At 69.5% G+C, this 15,782-nt stretch carries 16 protein-coding genes; 10 read left to right on the top strand and 6 right to left on the bottom strand.

Annotated elements, in window-relative coordinates; genetic code table 11:
* Window positions 1–48: 48 nt before the first annotated feature.
* Window positions 49–1,494 (bottom strand): APC family permease, encoded by a 1,446-nt coding sequence (locus GEV27_RS10715; RefSeq protein ID WP_153934245.1) that lies wholly within the window; start codon window positions 1,492–1,494, stop codon window positions 49–51.
* Window positions 1,495–1,591: 97 nt separating this feature from the next.
* Here GEV27_RS10715 and GEV27_RS10710 point away from each other — a divergent pair, with 97 nt between their 5' ends.
* Genes GEV27_RS10710 through GEV27_RS10695 form a run of 4 tightly spaced genes read left to right on the top strand, consistent with a single transcriptional unit; the run spans window position 1,592 to window position 4,648 of the window.
* Window positions 1,592–2,872 carry a cytochrome P450 gene (locus GEV27_RS10710; protein WP_309222177.1) on the top strand — a complete coding sequence of 427 codons (1,281 nt, stop codon included), beginning with the start codon at window positions 1,592–1,594 and terminating at the stop codon, window positions 2,870–2,872.
* A 21-nt stretch (window positions 2,873–2,893) separates the two neighbouring features.
* Window positions 2,894–3,877, top strand: coding sequence for a hypothetical protein (locus GEV27_RS10705; protein ID WP_153934243.1), 984 nt, complete (start codon window positions 2,894–2,896; stop codon window positions 3,875–3,877).
* Window positions 3,878–3,909: 32 nt separating this feature from the next.
* Window positions 3,910–4,191 carry a hypothetical protein gene (locus GEV27_RS10700; protein WP_153652549.1) on the top strand — a complete coding sequence of 94 codons (282 nt, stop codon included), beginning with the start codon at window positions 3,910–3,912 and terminating at the stop codon, window positions 4,189–4,191.
* A 34-nt stretch (window positions 4,192–4,225) separates the two neighbouring features.
* On the top strand, window positions 4,226–4,648 hold the full coding sequence (locus GEV27_RS10695) for an SRPBCC family protein (RefSeq protein WP_153934241.1): 423 nt from the start codon (window positions 4,226–4,228) through the stop codon (window positions 4,646–4,648).
* On the opposite strand, the gene GEV27_RS10690 is transcribed toward GEV27_RS10695, so the two are convergent.
* The 5 genes from GEV27_RS10690 to GEV27_RS10675 form a co-directional block, all read right to left on the bottom strand.
* On the bottom strand, window positions 4,641–4,817 hold the full coding sequence (locus GEV27_RS10690) for a hypothetical protein (protein WP_153652550.1): 177 nt from the start codon (window positions 4,815–4,817) through the stop codon (window positions 4,641–4,643). The two genes, GEV27_RS10695 and GEV27_RS10690, sit on opposite strands and share 8 nt — an antisense overlap.
* A gap of 260 nt (window positions 4,818–5,077) precedes the next feature.
* Window positions 5,078–5,344, bottom strand: coding sequence for a hypothetical protein (locus GEV27_RS17835; protein WP_153652551.1), 267 nt, complete (start codon window positions 5,342–5,344; stop codon window positions 5,078–5,080).
* 352 nt (window positions 5,345–5,696) lie between these two features.
* Window positions 5,697–5,867 (bottom strand): hypothetical protein, encoded by a 171-nt coding sequence (locus GEV27_RS17830; protein WP_208430831.1) that lies wholly within the window; start codon window positions 5,865–5,867, stop codon window positions 5,697–5,699.
* Window positions 5,864–5,986: a DUF202 domain-containing protein gene (locus GEV27_RS17825; RefSeq protein ID WP_208430862.1), complete on the bottom strand. Its 123-nt coding sequence runs from the start codon at window positions 5,984–5,986 to the stop codon at window positions 5,864–5,866. The genes GEV27_RS17830 and GEV27_RS17825 overlap by 4 nt, the downstream gene beginning before the upstream one ends.
* A gap of 262 nt (window positions 5,987–6,248) precedes the next feature.
* Complete coding sequence (locus GEV27_RS10675) at window positions 6,249–6,902, bottom strand: MBL fold metallo-hydrolase (RefSeq protein WP_153934239.1); 654 nt, start codon at window positions 6,900–6,902, stop codon at window positions 6,249–6,251.
* Window positions 6,903–7,041: 139 nt separating this feature from the next.
* Here GEV27_RS10675 and uvrA point away from each other — a divergent pair, with 139 nt between their 5' ends.
* The 6 genes from uvrA to whiA are packed head-to-tail and all read left to right on the top strand — an operon-like array spanning window position 7,042 to window position 15,700.
* Window positions 7,042–9,900, top strand: a complete 2,859-nt coding sequence (uvrA, locus tag GEV27_RS10670) for an excinuclease ABC subunit UvrA (protein WP_309222176.1) — start codon at window positions 7,042–7,044, stop codon at window positions 9,898–9,900.
* Between the two features lie 19 nt (window positions 9,901–9,919).
* A complete protein-coding gene (locus GEV27_RS10665; RefSeq protein ID WP_153934237.1) occupies window positions 9,920–10,873 on the top strand; it encodes a DUF808 domain-containing protein in 954 nt (317 codons plus the stop codon).
* 29 nt (window positions 10,874–10,902) lie between these two features.
* Entirely contained in the window at window positions 10,903–12,846 is a 1,944-nt protein-coding gene (uvrC, locus tag GEV27_RS10660; protein WP_309222175.1) for an excinuclease ABC subunit UvrC, read from the top strand.
* The gene (gene rapZ, locus GEV27_RS10655; protein WP_153911380.1) at window positions 12,843–13,703 is read left to right on the top strand and encodes an RNase adapter RapZ; all 861 of its coding nucleotides are present in this window, start codon (window positions 12,843–12,845) and stop codon (window positions 13,701–13,703) included. The genes uvrC and rapZ overlap by 4 nt, the downstream gene beginning before the upstream one ends.
* Window positions 13,700–14,677: a uridine diphosphate-N-acetylglucosamine-binding protein YvcK gene (yvcK, locus tag GEV27_RS10650; RefSeq protein WP_153652557.1), complete on the top strand. Its 978-nt coding sequence runs from the start codon at window positions 13,700–13,702 to the stop codon at window positions 14,675–14,677. Before rapZ ends, yvcK begins: the two co-directional genes overlap by 4 nt.
* A gap of 39 nt (window positions 14,678–14,716) precedes the next feature.
* Complete coding sequence (gene whiA / locus GEV27_RS10645; RefSeq protein ID WP_153911378.1) at window positions 14,717–15,700, top strand: DNA-binding protein WhiA; 984 nt, start codon at window positions 14,717–14,719, stop codon at window positions 15,698–15,700.
* The last annotated feature ends 82 nt before the right edge of the window (window positions 15,701–15,782 follow it).

Raw genomic sequence — 15,782 nt, 5'->3', positions numbered from 1 at the left:
ACAGCGCCCCCGGCCACCTCCTGGTGACCGGGGGCGCTGTCGTCGTGATCACTCGAGCGAGTCGACGTCCTGGAAGTTGCTGTCGCCCTGGCCTGTCGCCTTGTTGATCGCGAAGGTGATGACCCACAGCACGATGCCGATGACCATCAGCCCGCCCGCGATCTCGTAGACGATCGAGTCGCGCTCGACCCACGGGCCGGCGAGGAACAGGCACAGCAGGGCACCCACCACCGGGAGCGGACCGGGGGAGCGGAACACCGTCTTGACGTGGTCGTGCTTCTTGCGCCGCAGCACCATGCACGCGATGTTGACGACGGCGAACACGCACAGCAGCAGCAGGGACGTCACCGTGGCCAGGTTGACCACGATGTCGCTGTCGGGATCCTGCCGGACGTAGAGGATCAGCCCGAGCGCGAGCAGCGTGGTGAACAGGATGCCGGCCCAGGGGGTGCGGCGTCCCGGCAGCACGGCGCCGAGCTGGCGCGGGAGCACGTCCTGACGGGCCATGCCGTAGATCAGACGGCTCGCCATGAGCATGTTGATCAGCGCGGTGTTGGCGACCGCGAAGACGGCCAGGAACGGGAAGACCTTGTCGATCGGGAAGTCGGGCGCGCCGATCGAGACGACCGACAGCAGGGCACGATCGCCGTTGTCGTTGATCTCCCTGATCTGGTCGGACGTCAGGACGCTGACGACCGAGACGGCCACCAGCATGTAGAGGATGACCGCGATGCCAAGACCGGTCAGCATGGTGCGCGGGAAGATCTTCTGCGGGTTCTCGACCTCCTCGACCATGTTGACCGCGTCCTCGAAGCCGACCATCGAGAAGAAGGCGATCGAGGTGGCGGTCGTGACAGCGAGGAACATGCCCTTGTCGTTGGCGTCCTCGAAGACCGTGATGCGGCTGAGGTCGCCGTCGCCCTGGGCGATGACGTAGAAGCCGACGCCGATGACGATGAGCAGGGCGCTGATCTCGACGAGGGTGAGGACGACGTTGAACTTCACGCTCTCGCCGACGCCTCGCAGGTTGATGACGGCCAGCAGCACCATGAAGCCCATCGCGACCGCGGTGATGGTGCCTTCGCTGACGTCGCCGTCGATCCAGCCGTTGATCTGCAGGCCGTCGGTCAGGAAGCCGGCGAGGGTCGCAGAGGCCGTCGAGGCGCTCGTGATGCCTGAGCACACCACGGCGAACGCCACGATGAAGGTGATGAAGTGCACCCCGAACGCCTTGTGCGCGTAGAGGGCCGCGCCGGCGGCCTGCGGATACTTCGTCACGAGCTCGAGGTACGACAGCGCCGTGACCGTGGCGACGATGAAGGCCAGGAGGAACGGGAGCCAGACGATGCCGCCGACCCCTGCGGCCATCTCACCGGTGACGGCGTAGACGCCGGCGCCGAGGATGTCGCCGACGATGAAGAGCAGCAGGAGCCTGGGCCCCATCACTCTCTTCAGCTCGTGTGGCTGGCCTGATTCGGCGGTGTCGGTGCTCATGAACCCCCCTGAGAACTGCGCGCCTGAGGGTGGCGCGTTCGTCTCACCCTCTACCGGCTGACCTCCCCGCGCAAGGCAGCCGTGTAGTTTCGTCTCCGTGTTAGAGGTCAAGGGGAGAGTCCGCCGCTGGGTCGGGCGCATGCTGGTCAAGCGCATCCAGAAGAACGGGATCGACCTGAGCGCCCTGTCGTTCATCCCTGAGCTGACCAAGGTGCCGCTGCAGCGTGACGTCATGGACCCGCTGCCGCAGATCGCCGAGTGGCGCGCGAGCGAGCCGATGCGCAAGCTCGAGCTCCCGTTCACCTTCACGGCGTACCTCGTGACCGGCTATGACGAGGCGCGGACGGTCCTCACCGACCGGGACAGCTACAGCAACGACATCCGCCACCTGTTCCACGGCGACGGCCCGGCGACCGCGGACGACATCGGGGGCCTCGGTTTCACCGACCCGCCGCTGCACACCCGCCTGCGCAAGATCGTGACCCCCGAGTTCACGATGCGCCGCCTCGCCCGGCTCGAGCCCATCATCACCGAGTTCGTGGATGCCCAGCTCGACCAGCTCGAGGCCGAGGGGCCGGGTGCTGATCTGTGCAAGGCGGTCGCGTTCCCGATCCCGTTCCAGACGATCTGTGCCCTGCTGGGCCTGGACTACGCCGACAGCCAGGCGTTCGCCAAGCTGGGCAGCGACCGCTTCGACGCCACCAACGGCGGTGCGGCGGCGTTCGGCGCGGTCTCGGACCAGCGCAAGTTCCTCTTCGAGGCGGTGGCGCGCCAGCGCAAGCATCCCGGTCCCGGACTGCTCGGCCAGATCATCCGTGACGAGGGCGAGACGATCTCGGACTTCGACCTCGCGGGACTCGCCGACGGCGTCTTCACCGGTGGCTTCGAGACCACGGCCGGCATGATCGCGCTCGGCACCATCGTGCTGCTGCGCGACCCCGAGCACGCCGAGCTGATGCGTCGCGGCGACCCCGCCGACGTCGACCGCATCGTCGAGGAGCTGCTGCGCTACCTGTCGGTCGTGCAGGTCGCCTTCCCGCGGTTCGCGAAGCGCGACATGGAGCTGTTCGGCACCCAGGTCAAGGCCGGTGACGTCATCCTCACCTCGCTGGCGGGCGCCAACCGCGATCCCGACTCGGCCGGCGAGGACCCCGACGGCTTCGACCCGTTCCGTACGCCGTCCAGCGGCCACCTCGCCTTCGGCCACGGGATCCACCGCTGCATCGGCGCCGAGCTGGCCCGCATGGAGCTGCGCATCGCGCTGCCCAAGCTGTTCCAGCGGTTCCCGGACCTCGCGCTCGCGAAGCCGCAGCACGAGCTCAGCTTCCGCCAGCTCTCGTTCGTCTACGGGGTCGACGAGCTCAAGGTGAACTTCTAGATCGTCCCCTAGGGTGTCGCCATGATCGCCCCCGCCGAGACCAGCGCTCGCATCGAGGCATGGTTCGACGACCACGGGCTGCCGTACTTCACCGGCGACCACGCGGACCGGGTCGAGGGGTGGCTGTCCAGCAAGCGGATCGTCGCCGCGATCGTGCTCATCATCGGCGTCTCGATCGCCTTCGGGGTCGCGGTGGGTGCGGTGTGGGCCGATCAGGGGTCCGTGGGGACGTTCGTGGGCGTCCTGGTGTTCCTGGCGCTGCTGGGCCTGTTCGCCGGCCGTCTGCTGCGCATGGGCACGATGCTGCGGTGGGCCGCCCGCCGCACGTTCGGCTCGCTCGGCCTGATGTTCCCGTTGCTGACGCGCGCACTGCCGCTCCTGCTGCTGGCCGTCACGTTCTTGTTCATCAACGCCGAGGTGTGGCAGGTCGCGGCGCTGATGTCGCGCCACGTGCTGTGGCTGGCCGTCCTGTTCTTCGCCGTGATCGCGGTCGTGTTCCTGCTCGCTCGGCTGCCGGAGGAGGTGCGACGCGTCGAGCGTGAGGTCGTCGGTGACCGGGTCGCCGAACGGTGCGTCGGCACGCCCGCGGAGGAGGCGTCGCGGTCCGTCACCGCGCTGCCCGCCGATCTGCCGCGGTTCGCCCGGGTCAACCTCGTGCTCGTCCTGCTGTTCAACCAGGCGATCCAGGTGTTGCTGCTGACCCTCGGACTGTTCGCGTTCTTCATGGTGTTCGGCTCGCTGACGATCCCCGACGGCACCGTCGAGGCGTGGACGGGGGAGACCGTCACCCGCCTGCCGTCGGCTCTCGGCCGGCACGTCCCGGTCACCAACGAGCTGTTCCAGGTCGCGGTGTTCCTCGCCGCCTTCGCAGGCCTCTACTTCACGGTCTACGCCGTGACCGACGAGACGTACCGCTCGCAGTTCTTCGCCGGCCTGTCCGCCGAGCTCGAGCAGGCGGTCGCGGTCAACGCGGTCTACGTCTCGCTGGCGCGAGACCCCCACTAGAACACCTGTTCGAGTCGGCGTACGCTGGTCGGGTGAATCCGAACGGGACGAGGAACGGCAGGCCCCTCGCGGCCGGTGACCCGTACGCCGTGCCGGTGCCGCAGCCGCCGCCGGTCTATCACGTGTGGGTCAACCTCTCGAACCTCACGACCCAGGTCGCGCAGGAGTACCCCGGTCTCGTGCTCGGCTGGCGGCGCTCGTCCGACGGCTACGAGGCGCAGGTCGTCTACATCATCCCGGGCAAGACGCAGCGGCACAGCGACGCGTCGCAGATCGCCTGGCTGCCGGCCAGCAAGCTCAAGCCGCGCGAGTGATGTGGCTGTCCGACGCGGGTCCTAGCGTGGGGGCATGAGCCCCGCGACGTACCCGTCCCGCCACCTCTCGTGCACGATCGACCGCGACGCGGACACCGTCTACCTCTACGCCTCCGACCCGCACCACCTGCCCGCGTGGGCGGCCGGCCTCAGCACGACGATCTCGCTGGTCGACGGGCAGTGGGTCGCGGAGTCCGACCTGGGACGCGTCACCGTCGAGTTCGCGCAGGACAACCCGTTCGGCGTCCTCGACCACACGGTCACGCTCCCCGACGGCACCCGCGTCCACAACCCGCTGCGCGTGGTCCCCAACGGCGAGGGCTGCGACGTGGTCTTCAGCCTGTTCCGGCTGCCCGGCGTGGACGAGGCGGCCTTCGAGGCCGACGCCGCAGCCGTCGCCGCCGATCTCGAGACGCTCAAGTCCGTGGTGGAGGCCCTGCCCGAGGAGGTCAGCTGAGCGCCATCCGCAGCGACGTGAGGGCGACGAGCGAGATCAGCACGGCGACGACCGGCGGCAGCGCGCGACTGTAGTCGTTCATCCTGGTACGGCGCAGCGCCTCCCACAGCAGGACGGTCGCGACCCCCGTGAGCACGGCCCACACGAGCCGACCGATGCTCTCCTCCACCTGACGAACGTACGGGCCTCGACACCCGCGGCACCCGGGTCGGAAGGCCCGCGGCAGGTCTGCTGCGGATGCGAGCGCGCGCACCGTACGATCCGGAGATGAATCAGCGCAGCTCGAGGGCGTTTCTCGTCGCGGTGTTCGCCGCGGTGCTGCTGGCCGCGATGGGCGTGGCCGGTCTGGCTCTGTTCTCCAGCGGCTGGGGCATGCAGTTCACGTAGACGTTCACGTGGACGGGCCGTGCCGGACGCGACGCACGACGCCTAGTCCGAAGCCCTGCGCCGTGCGGCGAACCGGTAGCCCATGGCGGCGGCGGCCAACAGCGTCCCGAGCCACCCGGCCGACCAGCCCAGGACCTCGCGCGTCGTGAGCACGACGAACGAGCCGCCCATGGATATTGAATCGCTCTCCGGCGCATACGCGAACCACCCGTACTCGCTGACTTGCCCGCTGTCGGAGGTGAGGACGAGGACGATCCCGACCGCGAGGAGCAACCCGGCTGCGATGAACAATGTCCGTGGAGAGCGCATGCGGACATACTGACGCAAGGCCTCTTGGAGGTGTGGACGAACGACCGGCTGTCAGGCCGCGAACAGGTGATCAGCTCGAGCGTGGCCGCCAGCGCGGTCGGTCCGAGCACGATGAAGGCCGGGCCACCGATCGCGCGGTAGACCCGGTAGGAGCGGTCATCGTCGTAGCGACGCCAGCCCTCGGCCACCACCCACACCGTGAGCAGCGCGAGGGGGACGAGCGGCAGGAGTGCGGTCGGTCCGAGCACGGACCAGGTGTGCTTGGCCAACGCGGCCACGAGCGCGAACAGGGCGAGCGCGGCACGCGCCCACGCCAACGTCGTCCGCTCGCGGCATGCTCATGGCCGCATCCTCACAGCCACGCGATGATCAGGATCGCGGAGTTGCCGAGGATGGCCAGCACGAGCATCGCCCCGAACCCGAGCGGGGGCATCGGCTCGCGACGGCGCATCGAGCGTTCGACGAGTCCCCACCGGGCCCACGAGACCAGCGCAGTGGCGGCGGCGAGCACCAGCAGGGTCATCGCGATGCCGTGCTGCGCGCGTGAGGAGACGAGAGGTCGACCACGTCGAGGGCGACTCCGGCCGCGAGGACAGCGACCGCGGTGCGGACCCAGGCCAGGAAGGTGCGTTCGTTGGCCAGGCTGGAGCTGTAGTCGGGATCGTCCCCCTGGCCGTAGGCCCAGTGCGGCCGGCGCTCGCTTCTCTCACGCGTCCAGCCAGTGTCACCCCTGCGGCAGCGTCAGTCCCGGGGCGAACGGCCCGACCGACGATGAGGGTTTCCGGCAGCCCCAGCAGCCCCTAGCCCTCATCCTCCGTCCACATCGGCACGGACGATGAGGGTTTCCGGCAGCCGGCGCTGCCCAAAACCCTCATCGTCGGTCCGCCCTCGGGGCCGGCGGGGGTCACCAGCCGCGGGCGCGCCACTCGGCGAGGTGCGGGCGCTCGGCGCCAAGCGTGGTGTCGTGGCCGTGGCCGGGATAGACGTGGGTGTCGTCGGGGTACGCGCCGAAGATCTTGGTCTCGACCTCGTCGATGAGGGTCGTGAAGTCCTCGGGCGACCAGGTCTTGCCGACCCCGCCGGGGAACAGGGAGTCACCGGTGAACAGGTGGACGATCCCGTCGGGGTCGTCGTACGCGAGGACGATCGAGCCGGGGGTGTGGCCAGCGACCTCGATGACCTCGAGCTCGCAGGAGCCGACCCGGACACGGGCGCCGGTCTGGACGCGGACGTCGACCGGCACGGGCAGCTCGTCGGCGTCGCGCTCGCCGGCGACGGTCTCGGCGCCGGTCCGCTCGACGACGGTCGCGAGGGCCTGCCAGTGGTCGCCGTGGCGGTGGGTCGTGACGACCCGCGCCAGCCCGTCGGGGCCGATCAGCTCGAGCAGTCGCTCGTACTCGGCCGCGGCATCGATCAGCACCTGCTCGCCGGTCAGGACGCAGCGCAGCAGATAGGCGTTGTTGTTCATCTCGCCCACGGCGATCTTGGTGATCATCAGGTCGCCCGCGACCTGCACGTCGGCGGGACCGCCGACCTCGACTTCTCCGGTGTACGTCATGGCGCAAGCCTGCCAGAGCCCGCGCACACGGCGTGTGACCAGTGCGACCCCCGTCCTCGGAAGGAAACTGTCGGATGCCGTCGTTACGATGACGAGGGGCAGAGTTCTGCCCACCACCACGACCTTTACAGGGGAACCAGTGACCGATCGCCTCGTCATCCGCGGCGCACGAGAGCACAACCTCAAGGACGTCTCGCTCGATCTTCCGCGTGACTCGCTCATCGTCTTCACGGGTCTGTCGGGCTCGGGCAAGTCCTCGCTGGCGTTCGACACGATCTTCGCCGAGGGACAGCGACGCTACGTCGAGTCGCTGTCCGCGTACGCGCGTCAGTTCCTCGGGCAGATGGACAAGCCCGACGTCGACTTCATCGAGGGCCTGTCCCCGGCCGTCTCGATCGACCAGAAGTCCACGAGCCGCAACCCGCGCTCGACCGTCGGCACGATCACCGAGGTCTACGACTACCTCCGCCTGCTCTACGCCCGTGCGGGCCGCGCCCACTGCCCCCAGTGCGGCGAGCCCATCGCCCGGCAGACCCCGCAGCAGATCGTCGACCGCATCCTGGCCGGCGAGGAGGGCACCCGCTTCCAGGTGCTCGCACCGGTCATCCGCGGTCGCAAGGGGGAGTACCTCGAGCTGTTCCGTCAGCTGCAGACGCAGGGCTTCAGCCGCACGATCGTCGACGGCGAGGTGCACATGCTCGCCGACGAGCCGCCCAAGCTGGCCAAGCAGAAGAAGCACACGATCGACGTCGTGGTCGACCGGCTGCAGGTCAAGAAGTCCCAGCAGCAACGGCTGACCGAGTCCATCGAGACGGCGCTCGGACTCGCCGACGGGCTGGTGATCATCGACTACGTCGACCTGGACCCCAAGGACGAGAACCGCACGCGCCGCTTCTCCGAGAAGCTCGCGTGCCCCAACGACCACCCGCTCGAGGTCGACGAGCTCGAGCCGCGCTCGTTCTCGTTCAACGCGCCGTTCGGTGCGTGCCCCGAGTGCCACGGACTCGGCACGCGCATGGAGGTCGACCCCGAGCTGGTCGTCCCCGACGACGCGAAGTCGCTCAACGAGGGTGCGGTCGTGCCGTGGGCGTCGGCCCATGTCGCCGACTACTACTCCCGCCTGATCGGCGCGCTCGCCGACGAGCTGGGATTCAGCGCCGACACGCCGTGGGGCGATCTGTCCGAGGAGGTCAAGGACGCGATCCTGCGCGGCCACTCGACCAAGGTCCACGTCCGCTACAAGAACCGCTACGGCCGCGTCCGCTCCTACTACACCGAGTTCGAGGGCGCGATCACCTACATCGAGCGCCGCCACGCGGAGACCGAGTCCGACACCAGCAAGGAGCGCCTCGAGGGCTTCATGCGCGAGGTGCCGTGCCGGGTCTGCAACGGCACCCGTCTGCGCCCCGTGATCCTCGCGGTGACGCTCAACTCGACCGAGTACGGCCCCAAGAACATCGCCGAGGTGTGCGCGATGTCGATCTCCGAGGCCGCCGACTACCTCAAGACGCTGGAGATGAGCGATCGCGAGCGCCAGATCGGCGAGCAGGTGCTCAAGGAGATCAACGAGCGGCTCCGGTTCCTGCTCGACGTCGGCCTGGACTACCTCGCGCTCGACCGTGCCGCGGGCACCCTGTCCGGCGGCGAGGCGCAGCGCATCCGCCTGGCGACGCAGATCGGCGCGGGTCTGGTGGGCGTCCTGTACGTCCTGGACGAGCCGTCGATCGGCCTGCACCAGCGCGACAACCAGCGCCTCATCGAGACGCTCGTACGCCTGCGCGACCTCGGCAACACGCTGATCGTCGTCGAGCACGACGAGGACACGATCCGGGCGGCTGACTGGGCCGTCGACATCGGTCCGGGCGCCGGCGAGCACGGAGGCCAGGTCATCGTCTCCGGCCCGGTCAAGGAGCTCTACGAGAGCGAGGACTCGCTGACCGGTCAGTACCTGTCGGGCCGCAAGTCGATCCCGCTGCCGGAGAAGCGGCGCAAGCGGGTCAAGGGCCGTGAGCTGAGGGTGCGCGGGGCCAAGGAGAACAACCTGCGCAACATCGACGTGACGTTCCCGCTGGGCATGCTCGTCGCGGTGACGGGCGTCTCGGGCTCCGGCAAGTCCACGCTGGTCAACGACATCCTCTACACCCAGCTCGCCCGCACGGTCTACGGCGCGCGGACGATCCCGGGCCGGCACCGCGCGATCGACGGCCTCGACCAGATCGACAAGGTCATCCACGTCGACCAGTCGCCGATCGGCCGCACGCCGCGGTCCAACCCGGCGACGTACACCGGCGTCTTCGACCACGTCCGCAAGCTGTTCGCGCAGACGCCCGAGGCCAAGATGCGCGGCTACCAGCAGGGCCGGTTCTCGTTCAACGTCAAGGGCGGACGCTGCGAGGCGTGCTCGGGCGACGGCACGATCAAGATCGAGATGAACTTCCTGCCCGACGTCTACGTCCCGTGCGAGGTCTGCCACGGCGCCCGCTACAACCGCGAGACGCTCGAGGTGCTCTACAAGGGCAAGTCGATCGCCGACGTGCTCGACATGCCGATCGAGGAAGCCGTCGACTTCTTCGAGGCGCACAACGTCATCGCACGTCACCTGCGCACCCTGGTCGAGGTCGGCCTCGGCTACGTCCGCCTCGGCCAGCCGGCCACGACGCTGTCCGGTGGTGAGTCCCAGCGGGTCAAGCTGTCGGCGGAGCTGCAGAAACGGTCGACGGGCCGGACGGTCTACGTCCTGGACGAGCCCACGACCGGACTGCACTTCGAGGACATCCGCAAGCTGCTGGGCGTCCTGCAGCGCATCGTCGACACGGGCAACTCGGTCATCGTGATCGAGCACAACCTGGACGTCATCAAGACGTCCGACTGGGTGCTCGACATGGGTCCCGAGGGCGGCAGCGGCGGTGGCCTGCTGGTCGCCGAGGGCACGCCCGAGGACATCGCGAAGAGCCCCGAGAGCCACACCGGACGGTTCCTGAAGCCCCTGCTCGGCTGAGTGCCGGTAGATTGTCAGCATGGCCGGCGGAATATTTGCACTGCTCGACGACGTGGCCGCGATCGCACGGATCGCGGCCGCGTCCATCGATGACGTCGGCGCTGCCGCCGGACGCGCCAGCGTCAAGGCCGCCGGCGTCGTCGTCGACGACACCGCGGTCACCCCGCAGTACGTCCAGGGGGTCGCGGCCAAGCGCGAGCTGCCGATCATCAAGAAGATCGCGATCGGCTCGCTGCGCAACAAGATCCTGTTCATCCTGCCTGCGGCGCTGCTGCTGAGCCAGTTCCTGCCCTGGCTGCTCACACCGCTGCTCATGGTCGGCGGGACCTATCTGTGCTTCGAGGGTGCCGAGAAGATCTGGGAGCGCATCAGCGGCCACCACGAGGCCGAGGTCAAAGAGCCCAGCACCGAGCTGGACCCCGAGCACGAGGCCACGATGGTCTCCGGCGCGATCCGCACCGACTTCATCCTGTCGGGCGAGATCATGGTCATCGCGCTCAACGAGGTCACCGACGAGCCCTTCGTGGCCCGCGCGGCCATCCTGCTGGTCGTCGCGGTCGCGATCACCCTGCTCGTCTACGGCGTGGTCGCCCTGATCGTCAAGATGGACGATGTGGGCGTGCACCTCACGCAGCGGTCGAGCGCGCTGCTCCAGCGGGTCGGTCACGGCCTGGTGAAGTTCATGCCGGTGCTGCTCGCGATCATCTCGACGGTCGGCATCGCGGCGATGGTCTGGGTCGGCGGCCACATCATCCTGGTCGGCGTCGACGACCTGGGCTTCCACCCGCCGTACGACTTCGTGCACCACCTCGAGGAGGACGTGCACCACGCGATGGGCGCATTCGGCGCGGTCGCGGGCTGGCTCACCAACACGGTCGCGTCCGCCCTGATCGGCCTGGTCTGGGGCGCGATCGTCGTCGCGATCTGGCACGTCATCCCTCGTCCGGGCAAGCACGCGACCGACCACGCCTGACTGTCACCGCCGGGCCGTAGGCTTGGGGGGTGGCAGATCCAGCAAGCTATCGTCCGGCGCCGGGGGAGATCCCCACCGAACCGGGGGTCTACCGCTTCAGGGACGCTGAGCGCCGGGTCATCTACGTCGGCAAGGCCAAGTCCCTCCGGCCGCGACTGAGCTCGTACTTCCAGGACATCACCAACCTGCACCCGCGGACGCAACAGATGGTGATGACCGCGTCGTCGGTCGAGTGGACCGTCGTCAGCACCGAGGTCGAGGCCCTCGCGCTGGAGTACTCCTGGATCAAGGAGTTCGACCCGCGCTTCAACGTCAAGTACCGCGACGACAAGTCCTATCCCTGGCTGGCGGTCACGGTCAGCGAGGAGTTCCCGCGGGTGACCGTCATGCGCGGCGCCCAGCGCAAGGGCGTGCGCTACTTCGGCCCCTACGGCCACGCGTGGGCGATCCGCGACACCGTCGACACCCTCCTGCGCGTGTTCCCGATGCGGTCGTGCTCGGCAGGCGTGTTCCGCCGGGCCAAGGCGATCGGCCGCCCGTGCCTGCTCGGTGACATCGGCAAGTGCGCCGCCCCGTGCGTCGGGCGGGTCAGCCCCGAGGAGCACCGCGAGATCGTCAACGACTTCCTGGCCTTCATGGGCGGGCAGACCGCCGGCTTCACCAAGCGCATCGAGACCAAGATGCTGGAGGCGTCCGCCCGCGAGGAGTACGAGCTCGCGGCCAAGCTGCGCGACGACCTCGGCGCCCTGCGACGGGTGCTGGAGAAGCAGACCGTGGTGCTCGGCGACGGCACCGACGCGGACGTCCTGGGCTTCGTCGAGGACCCGCTCGAGGTCGCGGTGCAGATCTTCTCGGTGCGCGGTGGACGCATCCGCGGCCAGCGCGGCTGGGTCGCGGAGAAGTCCGACGAGGCCGAGTTCCCCGAGCTCGTGCAGCGCGCGCTCATGACGCTCTACCAGGACGCGGCACCCTCGGCGATCCCGCGCGAGGTGCTGGTCCCGGAGATGCCGCTCGACGCGAGCACCATCACCGAGCTGCTGAGCGAGCGCCGGGAGGGGCCCGTCCGCATCCGCGTCCCGCAGCGGGGCGACAAGCGCGCGCTGATGGAGACCGTGACGCAGAACGCCAAGCAGTCGCTCATGCGCCACAAGATGAAGCGCACGTCCGACCTGACGGCGCGCAGCCTCGCGCTCGAGGAGATCCAGGAGGCGCTCGATCTCGAGACCGCCCCGCTGCGCATCGAGTGCTACGACATCTCCAACCTCGGTGCGACCGAGACCGTGGCGTCGATGGTCGTGTTCGAGGACGGCCTGCCCCGCAAGTCCGAGTACCGCAGGTTCACGATCCGCAACGAGGGGCAGAGCGACGTCGCCGCGATGCACGAGGTGATCACACGGCGCTTCACCCAGCTGCTCCGGGCGCGCGACGAGAACGACGACGAGGGCCCCGGCATCGACCCCGAGACCGGCAAGCCGCGACGTTTCGCCTACAAGCCGTCCCTGGTCGTGGTCGACGGCGGCCCCCCGCAGGTCGCGGCGGCGCACCAGGCGATGCAGGAGCTGGGCGTCACCGACGTCGCCCTCGTGGGTCTGGCCAAGCGGCTCGAGGAGGTCTGGCTGCCCGAGGACGAGGACCCCGTGATCCTGCCGCGCACCAGCGAGGGTCTCTACCTGCTGCAGCGACTGCGCGACGAGGCCCACCGCTTCGCGATCACCCACCACCGTGGCCGGCGCAGCAAGTCGATGATCGAGAGCGTGCTCGACCCCGTCGCGGGCCTCGGCCCCACTCGTCGCAAGGCGCTGCTCAAGACGTTCGGGTCGGTCAAGAAGCTGCGGTCCGCGACGGCCGAGGAGATCGCGACCGTCCCCGGCATCGGCCCGGCTACGGCACAATCCATCGTGGAGGCGCTCGCGACCGGTGAGAGCGCACCGACCATCAACACGGCGACCGGCGAGATCCTGGAGGACAGTTGACCACCCTCAGCCAGCTGGTGCTGGTCACCGGCATGACCGGTGCCGGCCGCGGCTCCGCCGCGAAGGTCCTGGAGAAGCTCGACTACTACGTCATCGACAACCTGCCGCCGTCGCTGCTGCACGGCGCGGTCGACACGGTCCAGAAGTCGGGCATCGCCCGGCTCGCGGTCGTCGTGGACGCGCGCTCGCGACAGTTCTTCGGTGAGCTCATGGAGGCGCTGGAGTCGCTGCGCGAGGTCGGCGTGGACACCCGGATCCTCTATCTCGAGGCGTCCGACGAGGTGCTGGTGCGTCGCCAGGAGGCCGCGCGGCGCCCGCACCCGCTCAGCCTGGAGGGGCGCCTGCTCGACGGCTTCGAGCGCGAGCGCGAGCTGCTTCGCCAGCTGCGTGGGCGCGCCGACATCGTGGTCGACACGACCAACCTCAACGTCCACCAGCTCGGCCAGCGGGTCCACGCGGCGTTCGAGGACGCCGACTCCGGCGGCCTGCGGGCCTCGGTGGTGTCGTTCGGCTTCAAGTACGGCATCCCGATCGACGCCGACATGGTCGCCGACCTGCGCTTCCTGCCCAATCCCTACTGGATCGACGAGCTGCGCCCGCTCAGCGGCCTCGACGCCCCCGTGAGCGACTACGTCCTGACGCAGCCGCGGGCCGAGGAGTTCCTCGAGCAGTACGAACGGCTCGTGGCCCTGCTGACCGACGGCTACCTGCGCGAGGACAAGCACTTCCTGACGATCGCGATCGGCTGCACCGGGGGGCGCCACCGCAGCGTGGCGATGTCCGAGGCGTTCGCCGAGCGGCTGCGGTCCCACGGCGTCCGCACCCTGGTGGTGCACCGTGACCTGGGGCGCGAGTGATCCCGCGGACTCCGCGCCCGGCGCGCCCCGAGCGTTTCGACGGTGACCTCAAGGTCGTCTCGCTCGGCGGTGGGCACGGGCTGGCCGCGAGCCTCTCGGCGCTGCGGCGCCTCACGACCGAGCTCACCGGCGTCGTCACAGTGGCCGACAACGGCGGCTCGTCGGGTCGTCTGCGCGAGGAGCTGGGCGGGCTGCCGCCCGGCGACCTGCGCATGGCCCTCGCGGCGCTCTGCGGCGACGACGACTGGGGACGCACGTGGGCGAGCGTCCTGCAGCACCGTTTCTCCAGCGGCGGCCCCCTCAACGGTCATGCGGTCGGCAACCTGCTGATCGCGGCCCTGTGGGACCAGCACGACCACGTGGCGGGCCTCGACCTCGTGGGTGACCTGCTGGGTGCTCAGGGGCGGGTGCTGCCGATGGCCTCGGTCCCGCTCGACATCGAGGCCGACGTCCGTCTGACCTCCGACCCCGACCGGCTGACCATCGTCCGCGGCCAGGTCCAGGTCGCGAGCGTCGACGGGCAGGTCGTCACGGTGCGGCTCGACCCGAGCGACCCGCCGGCCTGCCCGCAGGCGGTCGAGGCCGTCGAGGTGGCCGACTGGGTCGTCGTGGGGCCGGGCTCGTGGTTCACCAGCGTGATGCCCACCCTGTTGGTGCCCGAGCTGCGGGACGCCCTGATCTCGACGCCGGCGCGCCGCGTCCTGGTGCTCAACCTCACCGAGCAGGACGGCGAGACCGAGGGCCTGAGCCCCACCGACCACCTGGAGGTGCTGGCCGCCCACGCACCCGAGCTGAGACTCGATGCGGTCATCGCCGACACGAGCCTCGTTGACATGCGTGGCACGCTGGAGGCGGCTGCCCGGGGCCTCGGCGCGACGCTGTTCGTGTCGGACCTCGCGGTGACCCCCGGCTCCGACCAGCACGACCCCGCGTCCCTTGCAGCCGCATTCGGACACGTCATGAGGCAGGCGTAAAGTGACCATTTTCCCGACGACCCAAAGGGGACCCGCTGCATGGCGATGACCGCACAGGTGAAGGCCGAGCTGGCCAACACCTCGATCACCAAGTCGTGCTGCCGCAAGGCCGAGGTCTCCTCGATCCTCCGGTTCTCCGGTGGGCTCCACATCGTCTCGGGCCGCATCGTGGTCGAGGCCGAGGTCGACACCGGGGCGGCGGCGCGTCGGCTCCGCAAGGACATCGCCGAGATCTACGGCCACGACAGCGAGATCCTCGTGGTCCAGAACGCCGGCATCCGCAAGGACACCCACTACGTCGTCCGGGTCTCCAAGGACGGTGAGGCGCTCGCCCGCCAGACCGGCTTGATCGACGGCAGCGGTCGTCCGATCCGCGGCCTCCCGCCGCAGGTGGTCTCCGGGTCGTCGTGCGACGCCGTGGCCGCGTGGCGTGGCTCGTTCCTGGCCCACGGCTCGCTCACCGAGCCCGGACGCTCGTCGGCGCTCGAGGTGAGCTGCCCGAGCCCGGAGGCCGCCCTGGCCCTGGTCGGCGCTGCCCGCCGTGTCGGCATCAGCGCCAAGGCACGTGAGGTCCGCGGCATCGACCGGGTCGTCATCCGCGACGGGGAGGCCATCGGCGCCCTGCTGACGCGCCTCGGGGCGCACGAGTCCCTGCTGGCCTGGGAGGAGCGACGCATGCGCCGCGAGGTGCGCGCGACGGCCAACCGGCTGGCCAACTTCGACGACGCCAACCTGCGCCGCTCGGCCCGTGCCGCCGTCGCGGCCGGCGCCCGTGCGCAGCGCGCGCTGGAGATCCTCGGCGACGAGGTGCCCGACCACCTCAAGATGGCGGGCACGCTGCGCGTCGAGCACCGTCAGGCGAGCCTCGAGGAGCTCGGTCAGCTGCACGAGCCGGCGCTCACGAAGGACGCGATCGCAGGCCGTATCCGCCGTCTCCTGGCCATGGCCGACAAGCGTGCCGAGGACCTCGGCATCCCCGACACCGAGTCGAGCCTCGGCGACGACAACCTCGGCACCGACTGACTGCCTGTCCGGTGCGTGGAGGTGACTCGCCGGTAGCGCTGGGTTCTCGGTAGGGTGGTGACGTTAGCCACCCCCTTCCGCA

The organism is Aeromicrobium sp. S22, assembly GCF_009661045.1.
GTDB classification, from domain to species: Bacteria; Actinomycetota; Actinomycetes; order Propionibacteriales; family Nocardioidaceae; genus Aeromicrobium; species Aeromicrobium yanjiei.
The sequence above is the reverse complement of the archived record's forward strand: the minus strand, read 5'-3'. Positions and strand labels throughout refer to the sequence as shown.